The sequence below is a fragment of the Clostridium sp. AM34-9AC genome (genome assembly GCF_003480225.1).
Lineage (GTDB): Bacteria > Bacillota > Clostridia > Lachnospirales > Lachnospiraceae > Acetatifactor > Acetatifactor acetigignens.
This window is the reverse complement of sequence record NZ_QUIU01000036.1, coordinates 674-24,105: the sequence shown is the minus strand read 5'-3', so window position 1 is coordinate 24,105 and position 23,432 is coordinate 674. Positions and strand designations below refer to the sequence as shown.

Sequence of the window (23,432 nt, the reverse complement as noted above, 5' to 3'; positions counted from 1 at the left end):
AAAGCTCCCTCACAGGAAGGAGCTTTGTCTACAGTCTGAGCAAATATTTTACTATTTGCTCTCTCAGAATTTAAGATTCTCCACTTATATGGCAGGAGCTCTCCCGAGTTTAAAATCTTCCACTTATATGGCAGGAACTCTCCCGATAATCAATTCCTTATCTGTTAATCATTATATGCTTTCTTAATGAAAAAGCAATGAGTATTTTAGCAACGATATCTTTCAAAATCTTATTATTTTCTCCCAATTATAATAACATGATTACTTGCTCCTAAAACCGACTGTTCACGGCATACACTATAATGATAGTCGCACCAAGTTTTGAACTGTTTTTCATCCCATTTGTCAACCTTTTGTGATAAAAGAGGAGCTAAACCATCTTGGGCGAAATGGTCTACAATTTTTAATCTATATCTTTGGTAAATTGATTCCATTTCTTCTTTTGATGAGTAATAAGTATCTGTCCAAAAGCATTTCTCATCATCATGCTTCAGCACACCAGTTTCAATAAGTTGTTTCGCCAAGTGTTCATCCAAATATTTTTCATTGCTCGTAGCAATATATTGAAAAACATAGTATCTTGGAATGTACGCAGTAACCAAAAGCCCGCCTTTCCTTAACACTCTTAGACATTCCTTCATGCATTTTTCTCTCTGCTCTTCTGTAATCAAATGATAAAATGGTCCCATATTGAGAACAATATCAAATGAATCATCTGCGAAACAGGACATATCTGTAGCATCCAAAACAGAAGTATTCATATGATAATTTTTATTGGTAAGAGTTCGATTAATAATGTCTATATGCCTTGGCGTAATATCTGTAGCAGTTACATCATGCCCCTTATCTGCAAACCAGAAAGCATAAATTCCTGTTCCTGCTGCACAATCTAATATTTTACTATTGGTGCCGATAATCTCATCCAAAACTCTTGTAGTTGTTACAAATTCAATTCTTCTTGCATTATTTGTAGTCAAACGATTTTCCTCTTTGTAATTCTCGTAACTGTCAACAACATAATTCATCACTAATTCCTCCGATTCTATTATTTTATGTATTAAAAAAGCTACCCTCCTTAAATTAACTTTAAGGACGATAGCTGATAGCTTCGTGTTACCACCTTAATTCATCTATATTTCGCAATATAGACCTTAGCAAGTACGGAAATTTCTTTCGATACTCTGACGCTGTAATGGGCGTTCCCAGTGTAGCCTAATGAATAAATCAGTCGGTACACGGCTCCAAGACTGGTTCAATATTTCTTCAATAGAGTTTTCCACCAAGCAACTCCTCTCTGTAATTTCCAAAATATTTACTATCTCTCTTCATCGCTTTTTAACATAGTAGATTCATAATTATTTTTTGTCAAGACATACAAAATAAAAATTATTAATTATTTAGAATAATATCTATTATATCTTTCTTTCCTTTAGTGTACAATCCCCTATTATCAGCATACTTACTTTCCAGTTCTTCCTTCACCCTCTGATACTGCAAAGCCATATTCTCATTAGCATTTAGACAATCTCTAAAATGAATATAATTCCTCCACTCAGTTCCATTCCACTTCACAACATGAATATGGTGTGTCCTGATATCCTTTTCCATATCACCCATTACATAAAGAATCTGATTTTCCACATCCGAACCACGATAAAAGATTCCATCCTTCTGTAACTGCTCATTATATGACATTATTTTCTCAAAATCAGTTACCCCAACAGCAATATCAATAATCGGTTTTGCTTTAATTGCTGGTATTGCTGTACTTCCAATATGTTGTATATCAACAGCATCATCACCTAATATAGATTTAAGGTTTTTGATTGTTTGAATGGCAGCCTCATCCCACTGTTTATCATGTGGTTCAAGCTGCACTGTTCCTCTTTTTAATCCTAATGACATAGCAATCTCCTTAATATTACATCACAATTTCACTGTCGAAATATTGTTCCTGAAAATGAATCTGTCTCCTGATTTCTTCCTTTGAAAAAGTTACTCCGTCAGGCACAACTACCCACTTTTCTTCTATATCATCTTTTCTATAAACAATGGCAATAATTTTACCTGTAAACTTACCTACTGGCTCATTTACACCTAATATATAGGCATCCTGCTTCTCTCCATCTGGTGCCATAACTCCTTCAATGTAACCATAATTTATTGGATAATACATATCCTTATATTCAGGATGATAACTTCCTAATGGTCTATCGACTGTGACAGTTACTGTTGCTCCGATTATAGAATTACTTTTAACCCGTAAATACTTTTCTATCAATTTCGGCTGTATTAACGGATATGTCCAGTTCTCAGGCAAATCATCCATAAGCACAACTTTCTCCATTTCGCTATGTAATTCTGTTGCAAACTCTGTTATCTCTGCAAAACAAAGCAGTCCAAATGTTTCTTTACCGGTATCATTTACTCTAGTCTTACCTGTCACCGAATATACACATATTGGTTTTATCTCAAATTTGATAGCTCCAGTCTCTTCCTTCAACTCCCTTTTTGCTGTTTCAAAAATATCCTCCCCAGCTTCTCTATGCCCTCCCGGCACTTCATATGTATCTCTTTCTTTATGTTTGCAGAAAACCCACTTGCCGTTACTCTGTGAGATAATTACTGCAAATTTCAATAGTTCATCATTAACTGTATCATAAAATTTTACTTCCATCACATTTTTCCTTCCCATTCCAGCATAAACTCATACAGAAATTCCTGCATTACAACCAGTCTATGTTCTGCCAGTTTCTTTCCCTCAGTCGTATTCATCATGTCTTTCAACAAAAGCAACTTTTCATAGAAATGATTAATGCTTGTAGAATCTTGATTATTCCGATACTCTTCTTTATTCATTCCCATTTTAGGTTTTATTTCCGGATCATAAATCTTTCTTCCCCTACTACCACCATATGCGAATGTTCTGGCAATTCCAATAGCTCCTATAGCATCAAGTCGGTCTGCATCCTGCACACATTTTCCTTCTATGGTATCAGGTACGACTGAATCAGTTCCTGCAAATGAAACCTCATCTATAATTTTGCATACCGCCTCTATCTTTTTACCATCTATTTTGTTAATTGTCATAAAATCAACTGCATTTTTCTTGGTAACATAAGTGTCCGGAGAAAGCTTAATATCGTCAACATCATGTAACAGAGCCGCCAACTGCACTATTTTAACATCTGCATTTTCCTGTTTTGCGATTTTAGTAGCCAGTTTATATACTCGTATTGTATGATAATAGTCATGACCACTACTGTCTCCCGAAAATATACCTTGTATAAATCTCTTTTCATTATCTGTCATATTTTCTCCTAATCAACCTAACAAAGCAATATATTGATTTATGAAAGTCATTACTCCACCCACAAATAGAGCCAACCTAGAGCCATTCGATAAAACAAATGCCGGAAACCCGCATAAATACAGGCTTTCGGCATTTTAATCCGTTATTCAAACTCGGCAAATCCGAAGATATTACTAAATGTATTTGTTTAGTTTCCATCTCTTTTCTGCCGTTATTTTATCTCTGTTACATATATTATTTTGGCTCACTGATTTTCTGTTGCTAATTTGTTGCCATAAAATCTATATTATCCTGATTTTGGAGATACCCTGATTTCAAAAGGGAAGTCTATTTTCCCTTTGAAAAGCACCTCGCTCTCCCCCTACTGTATTTTTTCTTTAGAATGGAGAGTCAGGGAGTTGCCTTTTTTGATATTGGTTGAACCATCGCATTAGCTTCGCGTTGTTTCGTATTCCAATCACATATTTCAAAATTTTCATTGTACCATCTTATATTGGACATTCCATATACATTTCCCATTTTTAATCCTTGATAATATGCTTGTCCATCTACAATCGTTCCATGATACATGCCATTGAATTTGCTTCCATTATATAGACCAACTAGTTGCGGAATCCCTCCTGTATGCTTGTCCTTGACATTTTTTACAATATCACAAAAGCAATGGAAATAATTTCTACTTGTGCTTTCGTTATTTCCATTTTTGAACCTCAAAAAGTTCTCATCATATTCTTTTTTCCCACTTCCATCTGAAAAAAGGTTCTTTGACTTCTTAAAATCAGTATGTATTTTTATGTTCTCCCATATTATTCCATTCCAAAAGTATACGTTCGCATCAAATATTCTTTTTTTATTTCGCCCTATATGATATATTTTAATAATTCCATTATTAAGTTTGTATGCTGAATGTGCTCTTTTGATTTCATTAAAAATAATCTCACTTCTATCTTGATAATCCATATCTGCTGATAACAGCATTCCCACATCGCACATACTTGTTAAGCGAGTTAATATCTGATATGTAAATAATGTTTCTCCACAATACCCTAATATATCAGGAGTATTTTTTAATGCAAATGTCTTTTGGCTATAATCATAAAAGTTCCTATTATCAGAAATTCTACTATCACTGGCTATATATGCAGAACATGGGCCTCTCTGATCACAAGCCAACCATCCTACAATTAATGTCATTTTTACTAATTCCTCTTTGCAAATCCATTCTAAAAATCCATAAACTTTATGAACTTTTAGAGTGGATTTGCACCACTATCTTTTATCATCTGATAAACGTCTTACTCTTAGACCACTAGAACCATGTTCAGTATTATTTTATCACTCTTGCCCCCATTATACAACATATTTCCAACTTGAGCACTTGTCCCATCACGTTTTTTATACTATACTGATATCATCAAATCGAAAGAAGGTACTCTCATGACAAAACAGGAAATCAGCGAGATCAAAAAGCTGTTCACCCCGAAAAACTGCTCCATCACAAGAATCTGCGGATGCTATGTGGATGGAGAAAAAAATAAAAAGACAGAATTAAAGCAGGCCTTTCTGGCACTGCCGGAGGAAGAGATGTTCAAGTACTTCGAGATTCTGCGGAAGAGTCTGTCCGGCACCATCGGCAAAAATCTGCTGAATCTGGAATTCCCGTTAAAGAGTGAAACGGAGGGCGGCACGCAGGAATTCCTGCTGCGTCTGCGAGACAGCAGGCTGAAGGACGATGCATTGCTTGAGCAGTTCTATGACCGTATCATCGAGTCTTATGAATATGTGGGCAATTATCTGATCCTGCTGATCCACGATGCCTACGATGTACCGGGTCGTACCAGAGACGGCATCGAAATGGAGGACGCTTCCGACGAAGTCTATGACTATATCCTTACCTGCATCTGCCCCGTGGATCTGTCCAAGCCGGGATTGAGCTATAACGCTGTGGAAAATACCTTCCAGAACCGTATCCGCGACTGGGTGGTAGGTATGCCGGATGCAGCCTTCCTGTTCCCCGCATTCAATGACCGCAGCACGGACCTGCACAGCACTCTGTACTATTCCAAAGATGCGGAGGAATTAAAGGAGAACTTCGTAGATCTGATGTTAGGCTGTCCTCTTCCTCTGTCCGCAGGCGGTCAGAAGGAAACCTTCCAGTCACTGGTGGAGGAGACTCTGGGCGATAGCTGTGATATCGAGACGGTGAAAAATATCCACGAGAAAATGAATGAGATTGCCCAGGAACATAAAGAAGATCCCGAGCCTGTGGTATTAGATAAAAATGAAGTAAAAACCATTTTTGCCAGCAGTGGTGTAGCCAATGACCGCATGGAGGTCTTCGACCAGTGTTTCGATGCCACTGCCGGTGAAGCCACCTCCCTCATGATGACCAATGTCTACAATCCCCGCAGCTTTGAGGTAAAGACGCCAGATGTGGTCATCAAAGTCAATCCCGAGCGCACGGATCTCGTCAACACGAAGCTGATCGACGGCAGACAGTGTCTCGTTATCGAGCTGGACGGTAATATCGAAGTCAACGGCATCACCGTCCGGGCTGCCGGAAGCGGGGACAGGGAAGAATCTGAAGAATAAACCACCTGCCAAACGACAAGAATCGCACAACGAACTTGTGTAAAAAACCAGGAACAGCCTTACGAATCCAAACATCCGAAAGCTGTCCCTGGTTTTATTTTATGCGAAATCAACTATTGAATCTTGAAGTACTGCATGCTCTCCGCCAACTCATCAGCAATCTTCTTCAGCTGTCCGGCACTGTCATATACCTGCTTAAAGGTATCCAGAACCTCCTGTGTCTCGGTATAGGTCTGCTGCGTACTATCTACATTGTCATGCGCAATCTGCGAAAGCTGCTCCACAGCCTCCATGACTTCTCCACGGGACTCAGCCAGTCTGCCGGTACTCTCTCTGATCTGCAGAATACTCTGCATGGAATCCTCGATCTCTTTTAAGACTTCCGATACATTGGTTCTGGTCTCCTGCATGCTGCCGCTCTGTTCCGTAATGATCTCCTGCATCCGCTGCATGATCTCCATTTCCCGGGCGGAATCTTCCATCAATGCTTTCGTAGTGTCTTCAATCTCGTGACCGGACTGGTTAGACTGCTCTGCCAGTTTCTTGATCTGGTCTGCCACTACGGCGAATCCTCTTCCGCTCTCTCCGGCTCTGGCCGCTTCGATGGAGGCATTCAGGCTTAACAGGTTCGTCTCTTCGGCGATGGACGTAATGAATTCCATGGCGGAATTGATCTTCTGGATCGATACATTGGTGCGGTCGGTCTGCTCCTTGACTTCTCCGATGATCCGCTCCACTTCCTCATTGATACTGCACAGCTGTGCCAGCGTATCTGCTGTCTTCTTACTGGACTTCTGCATAGAATCCGCATGGGCGTTCAACGTATCCACCTCTGTGGAAGTCTCGGTGATATGATCTCCCATGATCCGCATATTCTCGGAAGTACTCTCGGAATTTCTGGACTGCTCCGTAGAATTTGCCACCACCTGACTTACAGCGTTCTGTACTTCGTTCATGGTACCGTTGGTAGTGTCTGCTGCATTTCCCAGCGCTCTGGAAGCCTCCAGCAGACTCTCGGAATTCTGGGAAATTCCTTTCAGGATACCCTTCAGAGTATCCTTCAGTTTTACGGTAACCCTGGACAGATCTCCAATCTCATCCTTCCTCTTTAACATCTTGTCATCGACCCAGACGGTCAGATCACCCTCTGCGACCTTCCCCATGATACCGATACTCTTCTTGATATTCCGGCTGATGGAAGTGGCCAGCTTCAGTCCCACGCCCATACACAGGATCATCGCCACACATACAGCTGCACCTATGCCAAAGATCATGCCGTTCACTACGGCATCCTTGTCCTCTTTATTCGTACCCACGAATACCATGCCGATGATCTCCGCAGAGTTGTTCTGATAGACCGGCATGAAATAGCCGTAATTCATAACTCCGTCCAGAGAGACCGCACTGCTGAAATACTCTTCTCCGTTCTGTAATACCTTCTCCACGATCCTGTCTCCCGCCGGAGAATTCAGAATCCGATCTCCGTTACTATCCACGGCGGAAGTCATGATGCGACGGTCCCCGTAGAAAAAAGTCACATCCATTCCTGTATTGTCCCTGATCCGATCCACCAGGCTCTCGGAACGGGAGATATTATAGCTGCCTTTCCAGATGTCGCCATTACTGGATTCCATATAGTCACCGGTGTTCTGGTCATATGCTGCCAGCGTTGCCGCAGCCGTTCCCTTCAGTCCTTCTTCGATTTCCTCCATCATGGAACTGCGTACCGTCGTCAGCATAAAAAATATAGATAACAGTCCCAGCAATACTACCGGTCCGATGGTCATTGACAGAATCTTTTTTTGTATACTCATGAAAATGCCCCCTATTCTACCACAGATACGGTCTTGAAATACCAGTTGATACCTCCGGTGATCGTTGCATCATCCAGCGTTGTTCCTTCTTTGCCCACCGTCTCTCCCGTATTAGTCTCGATCACACCGTCAAATACCCCGTTTTCTCCGGATAAAATCTGCTTCTTGGCTTCTTCTACTTTCTCTTTCGTTCCTTCCGCACAGAAATCCGCCAGACTGGTAATGCCCACCAGATTCTCACTCATACCGCCGTAGTAATTGCTGCCGTCCCAGCTGCCATCGATAATGCTCTGGACAGCCGCTGTATAATAGGCACTCCAGTTCCATACCACACTGCACAGGCAGGACTGCGGAGCATCCTTACTCATATCCGAATTATATCCGATACTGTACACACCTTTTTCCTGTGCCAGCGTCTGGGGATATACGGTATCACAATGCTGTGCAATCACATCACAGCCCATATCCAGTAACGTCTGTGCCGCAGCTTTTTCTCCCTCGGGATCGTACCAGCTGTTTGTCACCTTTACGTATACCTTTGCGTCCGGATTCACCGAATAGATTCCCAGTGCAAAGGCATCTATACCGCCGGTGACCTCCGAATTGGAAGAATCCATAGCTGCCACATACCCGATTTTATTGGAAGAAGTATTCATTCCCGCCACGATACCGCTCAAATATCTCGCCTGATAAATTCTGCCGAAATAGTTGTTGAAATTTTTACCGTTGCTCAGGTAGCCGGTGCCATGGGAAAAATACACTTCCGGATATTCTTCCGCCATTTCCGCTGTAGTTTCCATATATCCCCAGCTGGTAGTGAAGATGATATTACAGCCTTCATCAATACATTCCTGAATTGCCTGTCTGGTCTCCTGCGTATCACTGTCATTGACATTAATCTTGCGGATGATCTGATCATCTGATAATCCCAGATTCTGCTGCATTCCCTGAATACCCAGATCATGCGTGTACGTATAGCCGCTGCCATCTGCCGGATCCGACAGATGAATGACACCTACCTTGATCTCCTCCTTTGGAATCCCTGCAGTCTGTGTTGTTGCGCTGCTGCCGCTTTCCGACTGCACCACCTGCGTTGTCCCATTGCCACCTCTTGCCTCATATCCGATATTTGTAGCATAATCGTCCACTTCTCCGGTATTTCCGCAGCCTGTCAGTAATGCACAGCCCAGAAGAATTGCCGCTGCCTTCCAAAAGTTTCCTGTTTTACCTCTTCCCATATACAAGTACCCCTTTCTCTTTTGTAGTCTATGTATATCTCTTATCTCTACCGTCTGATTTCTCAGAATCGGTTGATTCTACAAATATAAACTACAGCCTTCCCTTATTCCCTGCTGCCATGGCAGGTAAAATAAATCACCTGATACTCTTTCGCGATCTCTGCAAGGAACCGCATTGCTCCCTTGGTCCGGTTCTCATCCAGATTCACAAAAGGGTCATCCAGAATCAAAAACGGTTTCTGTTCCTCATACATGGCTTCCACCAAAGCAAGTCTCATACAGATACCGATCAGGTCACGGTTGCCCAGACTCAGGTATCCGATGTCTCTGGGCATATTTCCTTCAATCACCTGTAATCTGGTATTGGCATCCATCTGATAATTTTCGCATTCCGTTCCCGTGAGCATCCTGTAATATTTCCGGAACCCCTGCATGACAGGTTCTGTATATTTCGCAGTGAACGAACTCTTTGCCTGTTCCAACAGATTTTTCGTCATTCCAAGCAATTCATATTGTTTGAGTCCTTCCTCTGTCTTCTCCTGCAACGCTTTTAGCTCTTCCTGCATATTCTCCACATTATCCCAGGATTCCTGTAAGTCGGAAAGTTGTTTCTGATAGCTGTCAATGGTCTGAAAACGTTCTTCCATACGCTCCGAAAGGACCTGCATTTCATCTGCCAGACTTTCCAGGGATTCCTCTCCCTCCGGGATCTTCAGTGCCAGAAGTGCCGGAATGTCCTCTTTCTCTTCAAACGCTTTTATCTCCTGCTCGATTCTCCGATATTCCTGTAACTCCTTCTCATAATCCTTTCTATGACTTTCCAGTTCGGCCAGCTGTTCTTCCGGGTGCTCCTCCGGAATCAGCTGCAACGACACAAAATAGTTTTTTACCTGTTCTTCCAGCGCTTCGTATTTCTGTTTTTGCTGTAAATATTTCTTTTGTTTTTCCAGTAAAAGCTGTCTCTGTCTGCACTTTCCCGCCAGTTCATGCAATGCCGCAAGATAATTTTGTGTTTCCGGTACTTCTCCGTATTCTGCAAAAAACTGCTGCAAATCTTTCTGCAATGCGGCAATTCTCGCAGTCTTTTCATCCGATCCGTCCTGCTTCTGCCGCTCCAAAAGTGCCTCGTAATCTCTTCTCTTATTCTGCAGTTCCACAAGCCAGGAGGTCAGTTCCAGTCCTTCCCGAAGTCCCCAACGAGTGCAGAAATCATCAATCTGTTCTTCCTCTATGCGGACCTGTGCCTCAAGTTCTTCCATTTCCTGTTCCAAATAGGAAAGCTCTGTATTTTCTCCCGTTTGGACTTTGGATCTGCCTGCTGTAAACAACAGTGCCGCTGCCACAGCTGCAATTCCCAGTACGATCAGGACTCCTCCGATCACTCCCTGTCCCAACAGGATCACAACAAAACCGCCAAGCGATAAAAGAATGCCAAAAAGCAATAGTATTTTTTTCCTTTTACCTGCTTCTTCCTGCTCCCGTAAGCATCTGGCATCTTCCTGTGCCTGTATGGATTGCAGGGTTTTCCGCTGTATTTCTTTCGCCTGCAGAAGACTTTTTCCTTCATTGCGGTTCGTCCAGGCATTTTTTACACTGTCGATCTCCGCCTCCTGTGGCATTCCTTCCGCAAAATATCCGGAAAGCTCCTCTAACCGTCTGCTCTCTTCCCCTGACAGGGCATTTTTTCTTATCGTACTTTCCAGGCTCTCAAGTTCTTGTGCCTCAGCATATTTTTCTTCCAGCCGGGCATTGTCCACCATGGGGAAATTATCTTTTAACTGCGCCTGTTCTTCCACTGTCAGGCAATAGATTTCCATTGCCTTGCGGACAGAAATCCCCTGATTGCAGACGGCTGCTTTTTCGCGTAATTCTTCCCCTTTTGGTATCACGCCGTTAAAATAGCTTTCCGCTTCTTTTAAAGTCTGCTGTCTCTGTGCCATTTTTGCACGCAGATCCAGGTACTTCTCTTTTTTCGCCTGTTGATCCTTATAAATTCCCAGTTCCTTTTGTCTCTCCTGCAGTTCTGTCAGTTCCGCAGAAAGCTTTTCTCTCTCCTCGATTGCTGCCTTTTTCCGGGTATCAATACTTTCCATCGTATTGTGTATCTCCTGCCCGTTACGGATCTGCGTCTTCAGTTCCGTAATGCGGTCCTTGCTCTGACGGAGCGATCCGGTCTTACGAGAGGGTGACATGCTGTTTAACAGATCGTTCAACCGCTTGTCCGCTGTCTCAAAATTATTGATATCGTCCGTATTCTCCGCCAGATTCCCGATTTTGGCATTGATGCCGTCCGTAACAAAGGTCTCGCAGTCATTCTGTGAGATAAAAATCGTTCGTTCAAAGGATCCTGCGTCGATCCGGAACAACTCTTCTCCCAGATTTTGTGTAAAATCACTGCATGGAAGATTTGTTTTCGTATCTGTCAGCTGAAATTCATCTTCTGCGCTTTTACTTCCGAAGGTTCTGCGGACAGAATATTGCTTTCCTTCACTTTCGAATTGCAGTTCTCCGCCATAGACGCCCTTTTGCCAGGGACTGTATCTCTTCCTCTCATTTTCCAGTGGGTCTCTCTTCCCTTCATTCCGGAATCCGAACAGCATAACGTGTAAGAATGCTGCCAGTGTGCTTTTTCCCCAGCCGTTTCCCTCACAGACGGTGTTGCAGCCATCTGTAAAATCATATGTAAAGTCACTTAGTTTTCCGAAATTCTCAATGTGACATTTGATCAGTTTCATGCGTCCAGGATCTCCTCTCCGGCCAGTGCCTGCAATCCGTAATGTATCACTGTCGCCTTGTCCTCTTCCGGCAGATCTGCCCTGCCCATGACAGTACGGATAAACTCTCCCTTTAAGGACTTATCCTTTGCAAAAGCAGCATAATCCACCAGATACTCAGAGCTGTCCTTAATCTTCACAAAATAAAAAAGGTGGCTGAACTGATGTAACAGAAAGTCAATATCCTTTTCACTTTCCACATCTATTTTCCCGACCAGTTCATACTTGATCAGACTTTTCTCCGGGTAACCTTTCCCGGCTGTCTCGGCTCTCATCCGTTCCATGATTTCCGTCGTGGATTCACAACCGGTAATATCCACCGGGATGGTATAGAGCTTTCGGGATGCGAAAGGAATAAACGTACTGTCAATTGTACCTGTCAGCTCATCAATGTCAAGCATCACAAATCCATGCTCTCCGCATTCATCAAACCCTCTGCCCTCCAGACAGCCGGGATAACAATAGACGCCTCTCGCATCCAGACGCTCTTTTTTATAGCTGTGGATGTGTCCCAGGGCAAGATAATCAATTCCCTTATTTTTCAATGCCGTCAGATGAATGATCTCCGCCTTATCTCTCGCACTGTATTCCGATTCCTGCCCATGCAGGACTACAATGTTGCATTGATCCACATCCAGTGACAGCGTATTATATATGCTTCCACTGTTTTCCGGTGTCAGTTCCACCCCAGTAACCGCAACTCCCTTACCGGAGGTATTCTCCGTCCCTGAAAGTTCATAGCTTGTCCAGTTGTTCCCAAATAGATGAAGATTCTCCGGAAGTTCCGAAAGACCGGACGTAAAGCTTCCTTCGTCATGATTCCCCTGTAAGTAATAAAAAGCTATTTTGGGATGTCCCTGAATTAAGTCTTTTACCACATTCCGGGCGGTAGCGGATACGTTTTTCGTATCGAACAGATCTCCTGCGATTATGATCGCCGCCACGCCCTGCTCTGCCCCGTAGGTAACCATATTCTGAAAAGTAGTCAGCAATTCCGTCTTGCGTTCTCTCGCTTTTTCTTTGGTCAGATTTGCACTCATTTTGGAATCCAGATGGATATCCGCACAATGGATGATTTTCATATTGCTGCCTCCTGTATCGTCTCTGTAATACATGTCGTGTCTTAAAATATCTTAAAACAAGGTCGTACGGATCTGTATTTACAGACATTTTTATTATATACGAATCTCTGTTCGATTACAACAAAAACGTATCGGCAGTGAGACATTCGATCTCATTTTCCGATACGTTTTATTTACTACCTGTTTCCGTCCAGCTTCAGTAAATCCGAAAAGCTTTGCAAGGGGTATGTTACAAAAGCAAAAGCTGCTGCCTCCCCTAATCCCGCACTGTCGAATCCTCCGGCTTTTGCTGCCAGAATACCGGCTTTTGCATCTTCCACAACCAGGCATTTTCCCGGACACAGCCCCAGATACTGTGCTGCACACAGAAACACTTCCGGGTCCGGTTTTGACCTTGTAATATTGGTTCCGTCGCTGACGGCATCGAAATATCCGGTAAGCCCAAGCCTTTTTAAGATCAGTTTGGTGTTTTTGCTGGAAGATCCTATTGCCAGTTTTCGTCCGCGGCTTCGCAGCGTATCCATAGTCTTCCGGACTTCTTCGGACAAATCCGCCTCGCCCATATTTTGCAGCAGACCTACATATAATTGGTTCTTCTTTTCCGCAAGTGCTGCTTTTTGCGCTGCGGTGAGCGGTTCACCGTGATATTCTTCCAGCAAAATCTCCAGACTGTCCATACGGCTCACCCCCCGCATCCGGTCATTGATCCGGTCATCAAAATTAATTCCGAGTTGATCCGCTATCTGTTTCCATGCCAGGAAATGATATCGGTCCGTATGGCAAATGACACCATCCAGATCAAATATTATTCCCTGATAGTTTTTCCTACGCATGCAGACTGCCTGCCGTAATCAGTTTGCCTGACTTCCTGTCAAAGAGCAGGATATCCTCTCCGCCAACTTCGAATTTCACTTCCTGTCCGATCTTGTATGCTGTATTTCCAAATACTACACCGGTCAGCAGAAAATCTCCGATGCGAAGCTTAATCGTGGATTCCATACCGGTGGGCATAGCACCGTAGATCACGCCGTCCAGACCTGCACCATCGTGTAATTGCAGGGCTTCGGGACGTACACCGATGACAAAATCCTCGTTGGTGATCACGGGAGCTTCCTGCAGTGCGTAATCGTCCTCGTTCACTCTGGCAATATGATACTTGAAGACTTCATCCTTATTGGATTTCTCCACAGCTTTCTTATCCTGCATTTTCTCTTTGTGACGGGCTGCCTCATCAGCTTCGTTCTTATCTCTCTCTGCAAACCATCTTAGCAGATCCAGATGTTCTTTCGGAACAAACTTTGCCTTTCTACCGTCTAAGATCGTCACATCCAGGCTGCCGTTTTCATTCTGCACACCCTTGGCTTCGATAAAATTAATGGAAGGATTTCCTACGAAATCAGCCACAAACAGGTTGTTGGGTCTGCTGTACACAGTCAACGGTGCTTCATACTGCTGCAATACACCGTTGTTGATCAGACAGATCTTCGTTGCCAGTGTCATAGCTTCCATCTGGTCATGGGTTACATATACGAAGGTGCTTCCGGTCTCTACATGCAGACGCTGCAGTTCATATCTCATTTCCAGACGGAGTTTCGCATCCAGGTTAGACAGTGGCTCATCCATGAACAGTACCTGGGGTTCCGGTGCCAGTGTTCTGGCAATAGCAACTCTCTGCTGCTGTCCACCGGACAGTTCTGCGGGATAACGGTTCATGAACATTCCGATCTTAACGATACGAGATACTCTGCGTACCGCCAGGTCTATCTCTTCCTTGGAATATTTTCTGACCCTGGTTACTACCTTGCCACCGGATACGACTTCGAATTTCTCGTTAAGCTCTTCCCCTTTTTCCTTATGACCTGCCAGGATGCTGTCCAGCTTGGCAGTCAGTTCCTGCTTCTTTTGTTTTGATACACTTTCTTTGTCTGCTGCCTCGTGGAGTTTATAATTATACAGCTCCTTTGCAGTATAGATAGAAATGGTATAATTATCGATCAGCTTCAGGTAGACCATATCCAGGTCTAATTTTCCCTTTTTATCTCTACATTCCTCAATGAGTTTTACCAGCTCTCCCGGATTCTCCAGTGCCTTGATCATACTTTTTAAAGCTTTGGCATCCTCATCGATCACGGGAAGTTCTTCCTTGATATTGCCCAGTCCGAAGGAGATGTTCTGGTATACCGTCATGTTCGGCCACAGTGCGTAGTTTTGGAACAGGAATCCGACTTTTCTCTTATTTGCAGGAACATTGATTCCCGCTTCACTGTCGAATACCACCCGGTCTCCGATCTTGATCTGCCCGCTGGTAGGGGTCTCCAGACCGGCGATCATACGTAAAGTAGTGGTCTTGCCGCAACCGGAGGGACCAAGCAGAGTGATAAAGGAATTGTCCTCCATATCCAGACTCAGATCATCTACCGCATAGAATTTTCCCCAACGTTTTGTAACATGTGTTAATTTGATTTCCGGCATAGTTATTTACCTCCGATACCTTCATCCAGGCTGGCCCCGGTCAGTTTATTTACCAAAGTGTTAAAGATCAGGATCGTTACGATCAGGATCAGGTTGATGGCGCTGGAAAATGCATACAGTCCCATCTCATCGAAATAATCCAGTGTCGTGGAGAGGATAAAGCCCTGCGTACATAGCAGTAAGAACAGGGACAGCTCTCGCAGACAGGTCATGAACGGAAGCATATATCCGTTGATAATGGAAGACTTCTGGATCGGAACGATGATCCGCAGCATCCGCTTGTACCAGGGAATATCCTGGATGATGGCCGCTTCCTCGATCTCTCCCGACAGCTGTAGCATGGAGTTCAGTGCACTTCTGCTGGCGAAAGGAATGTACTTGATCACGCCTGCGATGATCAGCAATGTGTAAGTATTGAACAGGTTGATCTTGTCATTGGAGAACAGGATGAAGAAAGCTGCGCCCACTGCCAGGGACGGCATCAGGTACGGCAGGAATGCCACACCGTTGACGTAATTTGCCCACTTGCTTCTCCGGTTCTTGGATACTGCATAACCGATCAGGGTGCCGATCGTACCTGCGATCAGAGCACAGCAGACAGCGACTAACATTGTTCCCTTGAATGCTCTCCAGATCAGCGGATTGTGGAGGATACCGGGCTGTCCGTACAGAGCACCGGCTCCGTTGTTATCCGTCAGCCACCACTTGGTGGTCAGAGCGCTGGGATCCATGGTGTACAGGAAACTGTAATCTCCCGGATTCGGAAGGAAAGTCTCCAGTGCGAAGGACAGGATTGGGAAAATACTGGTGAAGAAGGTGATAACGATCAGAATGACCGCGATCAGATATTTCCCGACTTTTCCTAAGTTGATCTTGGAGATCTGTCCGGATTTACCGGTAACCGTCGTATAATTCTTACGGCTCTTTAAGCTCATTTGGTTCATTAACAGGATCGCCACACCGAAGATCATCATGATGATGGCAAGAATACTGGCTTCCCCGGTATACTTGGAGTTCATGGAGATGTACTTGGTGGATAGAGTGGTCAGTCCCAGATAGTGAGGTACGGGATAACTTCCCATGGCGCTTCCGAATACCAGCAGGATCGTGGAAAGGATCGCCGGCTTTACCATAGGTAAGGTAATGCGGAACATGGTCTTCCACTTCGGTGTATCCAAAATCGTCGCTGCTTCCTCCAGATTGGCATCCATGTTGCGGAAGATGCCGCCGATCAGGATGTAGGCAAAGGGGGCATAATGCAGTCCCAATACTACTGCACTGGGGAACAGCCCCAGGCACCACCATTTGGGCATCGTAATGTGAAAGAGCGAAGCCAGCAGTCCGTTGGAGGTTCCGGTGACTGCATTACTGTTGAATACATTCTGCCATACCACTGCCAGTGTCCACTGGGGCATGATGTAGGGGAAAATAAAAATGGAGCTTAAATATTTTTTACATTTTAAATTGGTTCTCGTAATTAAGAATGCGAACAAACCGCCGAACAAAATGGAGATCAGGCAGGTAAAGACTGCCAAAAGAACAGTATTTAACAGCGGTGTCCACAGATTTGTTCTCGCCAGTTTACTGGTGAACAGATCCACATAGTTAGCAAAGGAATATCCGCCTGCCTTTCCGGTAAGATGTGCATCGATGGTGCCCGGATGGATCTTGAAGGTATCCTCGACGATTGCCACGATCGGCGCCACTGTGGTAAAGGTAAGTACGATACCAAACAGAAGCAGAATGATATTTTGCGGCTTGGAGAAATACGTCTTGATCTTGTTCAGAACAATCACCATCTTGCTTGTTTTTTTTGCGGCACTCTGATTCATGGTTAACCTCTCTTCCCAATACAAGCTTATGTCCTGTAGAACCATTCATCCCTGCGAATCAGAAAACTGCTACTTACATGCAGGCATGATGTAGCAGATTTTCTGATTCTGACAGGACGAATAGTCACTCTTTTATATCATATATCACTCATATCACTCAGCAGTATACTTCGGCAACAGCTCGATCCAGCTTCCTACCGTGAAGGATACGGATGCGCAGTACTCAGGATCTTCCAGCACCAGTTCACCGTCGGTAGACCACCAGTCAAAGCCTCTGTCGTTCTTGCTCTCATATACCACATTACCGTTCTCATCGTTACCACCGGTGCTGTGCTGATAGGTAGCTTCGATTGCTTTGGCGACTTCAGGGTTTGCAGAATAACCGCCCATGTCTTTGCCCCATGCGCTGAAGCCGTCTTCCGTACAGGTCATGTAAGCGATGAAAGCACATGCAGTCCAGGGCAGCGGGCTGTTATCGGTAACAAACAGATAATGGCAGTAACCGTATCCACCGATTCCCTTATAACCATCCTGATAAGCGGCAACCTTGATATTGTTCACAGATACACCTGCGGATTCTTCTACGGAGCGCAGCTTACTGTATACTAACAGTCCACACTGATCGGTAGCGGAATCGGATACCAGCGTATTACAGATAGGTCCATCATCGGTCTGGGCATTGTAGCTGCCTACCCAGAGTTTGATCCATGCCAGGGCATATTTACCATCAGCGCCTAAGCCTAAATCATTGGCTTCGGATTCCATCTCATCAATCGTGGGCTGGAAGTAAGCCTGCTCATCAGCGGGTAATGCATTGAAAGCATCCTTTAACATAGCTGCGTATTTGTCTTCGGTCAGCATGTACAGGAAATTCTTACCTACAACCTCGGAATCAATATCCATAAACAATGCGTGAGTTCCTTCCGCTACGAAGTCCCAGCAGTTGTCATATACTTTATCTCCGGTACAGTTGTATTCGAATACCTTATTCAGCGTCTGTAATGCCAGATAACCGTCCACCGCATCGGGTGTGGTTCCGTTAGCCTCTGCCCATTCCTTGGGAATGAACGTATCCAGTATTCCGGTCTGTGTCATCTTGGATTCGATCTGATTACCATCCTGGATCAGGGTCATTGCGAAGGTTCCTTCCGGCTTCAGGGAATCAGCGGTCAGCTGTTCAAAGATCTTGTTGTTCTTAGGCTGCTGCCAGTCAAATTCCATGCTGTAAGAAGGATCAATAGACTGCAGATACTCGATGAACAGAGGAAGTGCTGCTTTACCACGGCTGGAATTACCTACACCGTAAAAGGTCTTGCCGTTGGATTCTTCGATGGCCTTCTGTGCCAGTTCCTCCATGGTCATTCCTTCTGCCTGTTTGATGATCTGCTGAGTTGCAGTAAGATTTGCGTCGTCGGCTACCTCCGGGGTCTTGGTCTCTGCCACCGTCTCGGTTCCGGCTGTCTGTGTGTTATCTGCGCTTCCAGTTGCCTGGTTCTGGGTCTCGCTGCTGCCGCATCCGGCTAACATACCAACACTCAGTGCACAGATCATAAGTAACGATACTACTCTTTTCTTCATATGCTGTCCTCCCTTGAAACATATAGTTTGTATAACCCTTCATGGTCCACTTACTTGGAATGGGATGTTTCCCACTTCCGTTCTGATGATTCTATTATACGTTGGGAGTTCAGCAATTTGTATAAGGTAAAACTGTTATTATTTTAATATTTCTGATATTATGTATAATATTTCTGCTATTTTCTCGATTCGTTTGTGCAATCTGTTATCTCTTCAGGCTTCTGTCTTGATATTCCGAAGGTGTTACACCGACAATCCGCTTAAAGCTGCTGGAAAAATGTGCAATATCACGATATCCCACCTGCTCTGCCACCTCATAGACTTTATTTCTGCAGTCATTTAATAATTTCATGGCTGTCCGCATCCGCACTCTGGTAATATAAGCCGCCACCGTATAATCCGTCTCCTTTTTGAAAGTATGACTTAAATGTCCCTCGCTGATTCCCACATGTTCTGCGATCTCTGACACGCATAACTCAGGATTTTCATAATGTTCGGTAATATAATCCACTGCGGCCATGACGTATTTGCTCTTGTCGCCTTTGTTCAGTACCAACTCCGGAAGCTGATCATCGCCAGCCTTTTCCTCACGTTCCTGTGTCTTTTTCCGTTTATCCAATGCATTATTCACTGCCTGCTCCAGCTCTCCGTCCCCGAAGGGTTTTAACAGATAATCACTTGCAAACAGCTTCAGGGCACTCTGTGCATAGGAAAAATCACTGTATGCGGTTAAAAAAATCACACTGACATCATTGCCTTCTGCCCGCAGTTCCTTCAGCATTTCGATACCGTCCATTTTGGGCATACGGATATCGCAGATCAGCAGATCCGGATGATATTTCCGCACGGCTTCCAGTCCTTCGATTCCGTTGCCGGCTTCCGCCACGACGACACAGTTCAGTGCCTGCCAGTCTGTCTCCATCACGATTCCTCTGCGCACCAACATTTCATCATCTATTACGATTACTTTGTACATAACCCAATTCCTCCCTGTCTTTTGCACCCTATGTCTTTTGTTTTTCTTTCCTTTTCGTCTTTCCCCTCTGAATCACTCTCTTGAATTATTCTCTTTGCTGCTTCCTTTTCAGGCTTTTTCTCTTCTGACCGGCAGTCGCAATGTCACCCTGGTACCTCCGGATTCCTTACCATCCTTTGTAGTTTGGATATTTCCATCCGATTTTTCCATGTAAATACCGTATTCCTCACCGTAAGTCAGCCTGATAATGGTGTCAACATTTGATACTCCGATATGTCCCACAAGCTGCTCCTGTCTCCTGTGATTGATTGCCTCCATTAAATCATCCGGAGCTCCGCAGCCATCGTCAGTCACCTCAATGCAGAGTACACCGGTCTTCCCTGTAATCCGCACATGGATATTTCCCTCTTCGCTCTCTTTTAATCCGTGTAACACTGAATTCTCTACAATCGGCTGAATAATCAGCTTCGGGATTACACAATCTTCCAGTCCTTCTTCCATTTCCACGGAATAGGAAAACTTATCATTGAAACGAATTTTTTGGATATCTACATAGCAATTCACCAACTCCAGTTCTTCCCTGAGACAGATAAACTGCCTCTTGGAGATACTGGTACGCAGAATCTTGGCCAATCCGGCTGCCATGGTCGCAATCTCCGGAATATGATTGGCCTTTGCCACCCATTTCATGGTATCCAGCGTATTGTACAGAAAATGGGGGTTCAGCTGCGCCTGCATCATGGCAATGTGAGATGCATTAAGTTCTTTCTGCTTCTCTATCTTCTCCTGCACATTCTGTTCCAGTTCATTTGCCATGATATTAAAATTCCTTGACATCTGCCCCAGCTCATCTTCTCTTTCGGAAGCGATCCTTACAGTCAGGTCTCCCTCCTGCAAAGTGCGCATGGCAGTATTCATCCGTTCGACGGGGCGCGTCATATTTCTGCCTACATGGGATGCCACACCTACACACAATAAAATACTGATGATCAGCATTACGGTAAGTACACTGTACATGGAATTCAGTACTTCCGTGGAAAATACACTTGGACATGCCATTACCGTATATAATCCGGTATTTCCCAAAGGTTCTATCAACAATTCTCCTGCGCGATAAACCCCCAGTAACTTATGTCCCTTCATCAGCTCTTCTCTAATCTTGTCAGTCTGCAGATTACCGCTTTCAAAAATCGTTCGCCAATAGGTATCTAAAAAGGCGACTTCCGCCTTACTGTTTCCGTTATCATAGAGCAGTTTTTCAAAATTTTCAGCCCGCATGCCGATAACGATGTAGCCCTCTAAGGTATTCTCCTTCCCGAGCAGTTTCCCTGCAGCATACATCAAAATGTCTTTATCATTAGGCTCCGCCCTGCGCAGAACCAGATTTTCTTCACTTTCTTCGACAGCCTTCAGAATGCCCCAGTATACCGGCAAATCTGTTCCGGCATTTCCCTGAGCCGTGGTATAAATACATTTTCCGGTTTTATCATACAGGTCAACCTGCGCATACTCCCGCAGCCCTGACACTTCCCGGTAAAATTGCAGATAAATCTTACTCTTTGACCAGGAATCCTCTTCATTGATCTGCCCCACGATTTTACTGTTCGCATTAATGCTTTCTACTGTTTCCTCGAAATTTTTAAAAAGATGAAGCACACCGGCATCTATTTGTTCTGCCTGCTCTGTCACTCTTTTTTCATAATCACTGTTGATCTTCGTCTCCATAGTCTGAATGAGAGATACGCCGAACAGCAACAAAGGGAACAGTGCTACCACAGCAAAACAGAATAACAGTTGTCTGTAAAATGACTTTTTGATCCATTTTTTCATCTGTTTTCCTCTTGTAGTCTCTCCCACGCAGTCAGGATATTTTCTTTTTCCCGTGCAGCCCATTGAATATCATAATCAATTGCCTTTAACTTATTTTTTTCCTGAATTGCGTATTCATCCATATCATTTCGAACTGTTCTGCGGAAAAATTTTTCTTCCACAAGTCTTTGTACATCAGTACTTACCGTAAACTCCAAAAAAGCTTTTGCGTTCTCCGGATGCCTGCATCCTTTTACAATCGCAGTTGCATCCGGAATCGCACTGGTTCCGTCCTGCGGATAAATTACAGTAATGTCCTCTCCTTCCAGAATTTTCTGCCTGGCCATACCTTCACTGGTGATTCCCACCAGCCTCGTTCCTGCGTTTACTTCCTCCAATACTTCCCCGGATGATGGAGAAATATTGCCATCCAAGGTATCACAGAAGTTGCGTATAATCGTCTCCTCATCTTCACCCAGTACTTGCAGCATAGTGCAAAGTGCTGTATAACTGCTTCCCGACTTTGTTGGATCCGCAAATGCAATTTTCCCTTCCCAACGATCTGTCTGAAGTTCTGCCCAGGTCTTAGGCGCAGCTACAGGATAAACCAGCTTATTATTATAGATAAAAACAGTCGGTAATACAGAAAAAGGAGTGTAGACATCTTCCTCTGCGCGATATTGCTCCTGAATCCGTTCTGCCTCACTGACCGTGTATGGCTGAAAATAATCTCTGCATTCTTCAAAGCTTTCAATTCCACCGCCAAACATAACATCAAACGTCCCCGGCTCGTCCTGCTGTAATTCATCAAAAAGTGCTATCGTATCTCCTGCTTTCAATTCTACAAAAATACCGGTACGTTCTTCAAATTCTTTAATGATCGGTTCGTATACATCCTCTTTATGCGAAGTATAGATAACAAGCTTTTTATCCTCCGGAATCTGATAGATTTCTTCCTGCGTCTGACTACATCCGGTAAACAAAAGCATTGCTCCTGCCATTGTCAGAATGCCGGCAATTCTGCTGCATTTCTTACTCATTGTCCCCATATTTTACCCTTATTCTTCTCTTCCTTTTTTAATTTGGTACCTTCGTCCATTTTTCTACTTATGAGGTACCACTACTCTCTGTCATCCGGCAAATCCTAAGCATTCGGTCGTACTGCACATACATTTTCTGCACTTCATTTTCCAGAATATAGTAGTGACGAATATACGGAACAAGCAAAATCAGAATCACCACCGGAAGCAAGATTGAAAAAAGGCTGTCGGAAATCACGTTCAAAAGAATTGCCAGCATCTCCAGTAGTGCAAAAGTCACCGTCACGATCAGATGAATCAAACGCTCATGTTGGAAAAAACTTATCTGTGTCAAATGTTCTTTCAGCTTGTCCCTGACGATTCGTTCCCGTTCATTCGCATCCTGCTCTTCTGTCCGCGTGATACCTCCTGCATTACCATCTTCCTGCGTCTGTGCGCTCTGTTCCGTTTTCTCCAGCCATTCATCAATACTTCTCCGATATTGCAAAATACGTTGTTCCATGGTGTCTGCCACCTTTCCGATATTTGTATTACTCCATCATAGCGATTCTTTTGTTGTTCGTCAATGCGGTACGGGGACTAAATAAAGAAATAAAAAACGCCTCTATGCAAATGCATAAAGACGACACAAATTTTTGAGTATAAAAATGGGGCCTATAGGGCTCGAACCTATGACCCTCTGCTTGTAAGGCAGATGCTCTCCCAGCTGAGCTAAGACCCCATAAAGATTAATGAAAATCTTTAGCGACCCAGATCGGACTCGAACCGACGACCTTCGCCGTGACAGGGCGACGCTCTAACCAACTGAGCCACTGGGCCATATTTATTATTTATCTTATGAAATAGAACTGCTTTCAGTGGACCTTCGGGGACTCGAACCCAGGACCGACCGGTTATGAGCCGGTTGCTCTA

General features: G+C 44.2%; 18 protein-coding genes, 2 tRNA genes and 1 other annotated feature. Of the genes, 1 reads left to right on the top strand and 19 read right to left on the bottom strand.

What is annotated here, in order from left to right; genetic code table 11:
- Positions 1 to 233: 233 nt before the first annotated feature.
- The 5 genes from DW835_RS16500 to DW835_RS16480 form a co-directional block, all read right to left on the bottom strand.
- On the bottom strand, positions 234 to 1,025 hold the full coding sequence (locus DW835_RS16500; protein WP_227733208.1) for a class I SAM-dependent methyltransferase: 792 nt from the start codon (positions 1,023 to 1,025) through the stop codon (positions 234 to 236).
- A gap of 60 nt (positions 1,026 to 1,085) precedes the next feature.
- Positions 1,086 to 1,338: a binding site (T-box leader), on the bottom strand.
- 51 nt (positions 1,339 to 1,389) lie between these two features.
- Entirely contained in the window at positions 1,390 to 1,905 is a 516-nt protein-coding gene (locus tag DW835_RS16495) for a GrpB family protein (RefSeq protein WP_118545471.1), read from the bottom strand.
- Positions 1,906 to 1,921: 16 nt separating this feature from the next.
- Complete coding sequence (locus DW835_RS18745) at positions 1,922 to 2,677, bottom strand: NUDIX domain-containing protein (protein ID WP_118669679.1); 756 nt, start codon at positions 2,675 to 2,677, stop codon at positions 1,922 to 1,924.
- Entirely contained in the window at positions 2,677 to 3,312 is a 636-nt protein-coding gene (locus tag DW835_RS16485; protein ID WP_118550662.1) for an HD domain-containing protein, read from the bottom strand. Before DW835_RS16485 ends, DW835_RS18745 begins: the two co-directional genes overlap by 1 nt.
- 391 nt (positions 3,313 to 3,703) lie before the next feature.
- Positions 3,704 to 4,507 carry a hypothetical protein gene (locus DW835_RS16480; RefSeq protein WP_118254306.1) on the bottom strand — a complete coding sequence of 268 codons (804 nt, stop codon included), beginning with the start codon at positions 4,505 to 4,507 and terminating at the stop codon, positions 3,704 to 3,706.
- 243 nt (positions 4,508 to 4,750) lie between these two features.
- Between DW835_RS16480 and DW835_RS16475 the strand changes: the two genes are divergently transcribed.
- Positions 4,751 to 5,905 (top strand): DUF4317 domain-containing protein, encoded by a 1,155-nt coding sequence (locus DW835_RS16475; RefSeq protein ID WP_118539192.1) that lies wholly within the window; start codon positions 4,751 to 4,753, stop codon positions 5,903 to 5,905.
- Positions 5,906 to 6,018: 113 nt separating this feature from the next.
- Here the strand turns inward: DW835_RS16475 and DW835_RS16470 are convergent, their stop codons facing one another.
- From DW835_RS16470 to DW835_RS16405, 14 genes are all read right to left on the bottom strand, one after another.
- Complete coding sequence (locus tag DW835_RS16470) at positions 6,019 to 7,719, bottom strand: methyl-accepting chemotaxis protein (protein ID WP_118669678.1); 1,701 nt, start codon at positions 7,717 to 7,719, stop codon at positions 6,019 to 6,021.
- Positions 7,720 to 7,730: 11 nt separating this feature from the next.
- Positions 7,731 to 8,957: a BMP family ABC transporter substrate-binding protein gene (locus DW835_RS16465; protein ID WP_118669677.1), complete on the bottom strand. Its 1,227-nt coding sequence runs from the start codon at positions 8,955 to 8,957 to the stop codon at positions 7,731 to 7,733.
- A 104-nt stretch (positions 8,958 to 9,061) separates the two neighbouring features.
- Positions 9,062 to 11,692, bottom strand: coding sequence for an AAA family ATPase (locus tag DW835_RS16460; protein WP_118669676.1), 2,631 nt, complete (start codon positions 11,690 to 11,692; stop codon positions 9,062 to 9,064).
- Positions 11,689 to 12,813 (bottom strand): metallophosphoesterase, encoded by a 1,125-nt coding sequence (locus DW835_RS16455; protein WP_117466192.1) that lies wholly within the window; start codon positions 12,811 to 12,813, stop codon positions 11,689 to 11,691. The genes DW835_RS16460 and DW835_RS16455 overlap by 4 nt, the downstream gene beginning before the upstream one ends.
- A 176-nt stretch (positions 12,814 to 12,989) precedes the next feature.
- A complete protein-coding gene (gene pgmB, locus DW835_RS16450) occupies positions 12,990 to 13,646 on the bottom strand; it encodes a beta-phosphoglucomutase (protein ID WP_118669675.1) in 657 nt (218 codons plus the stop codon).
- On the bottom strand, positions 13,639 to 15,285 hold the full coding sequence (locus DW835_RS16445) for an ABC transporter ATP-binding protein (protein ID WP_118669674.1): 1,647 nt from the start codon (positions 15,283 to 15,285) through the stop codon (positions 13,639 to 13,641). Before DW835_RS16445 ends, pgmB begins: the two co-directional genes overlap by 8 nt.
- Positions 15,286 to 15,287: 2 nt before the next feature.
- Positions 15,288 to 17,117, bottom strand: coding sequence for an iron ABC transporter permease (locus tag DW835_RS16440; protein ID WP_118669673.1), 1,830 nt, complete (start codon positions 17,115 to 17,117; stop codon positions 15,288 to 15,290).
- A 153-nt stretch (positions 17,118 to 17,270) separates the two neighbouring features.
- Positions 17,271 to 18,695 carry a hypothetical protein gene (locus DW835_RS16435; RefSeq protein ID WP_022154608.1) on the bottom strand — a complete coding sequence of 475 codons (1,425 nt, stop codon included), beginning with the start codon at positions 18,693 to 18,695 and terminating at the stop codon, positions 17,271 to 17,273.
- A 205-nt stretch (positions 18,696 to 18,900) separates the two neighbouring features.
- Entirely contained in the window at positions 18,901 to 19,671 is a 771-nt protein-coding gene (locus DW835_RS16430; protein ID WP_117569066.1) for a response regulator, read from the bottom strand.
- Between the two features lie 108 nt (positions 19,672 to 19,779).
- On the bottom strand, positions 19,780 to 21,501 hold the full coding sequence (locus DW835_RS16425) for a sensor histidine kinase (RefSeq protein WP_182430343.1): 1,722 nt from the start codon (positions 21,499 to 21,501) through the stop codon (positions 19,780 to 19,782).
- Positions 21,498 to 22,529 carry an extracellular solute-binding protein gene (locus DW835_RS16420; protein ID WP_117466199.1) on the bottom strand — a complete coding sequence of 344 codons (1,032 nt, stop codon included), beginning with the start codon at positions 22,527 to 22,529 and terminating at the stop codon, positions 21,498 to 21,500. Before DW835_RS16420 ends, DW835_RS16425 begins: the two co-directional genes overlap by 4 nt.
- A gap of 58 nt (positions 22,530 to 22,587) precedes the next feature.
- Positions 22,588 to 23,022: a hypothetical protein gene (locus tag DW835_RS16415; protein WP_243037225.1), complete on the bottom strand. Its 435-nt coding sequence runs from the start codon at positions 23,020 to 23,022 to the stop codon at positions 22,588 to 22,590.
- Positions 23,023 to 23,168: 146 nt separating this feature from the next.
- Positions 23,169 to 23,241, bottom strand: a tRNA-Val gene (locus DW835_RS16410).
- A gap of 24 nt (positions 23,242 to 23,265) precedes the next feature.
- Positions 23,266 to 23,339 (bottom strand) — tRNA-Asp (locus DW835_RS16405).
- Positions 23,340 to 23,432: the final 93 nt, after the last annotated feature.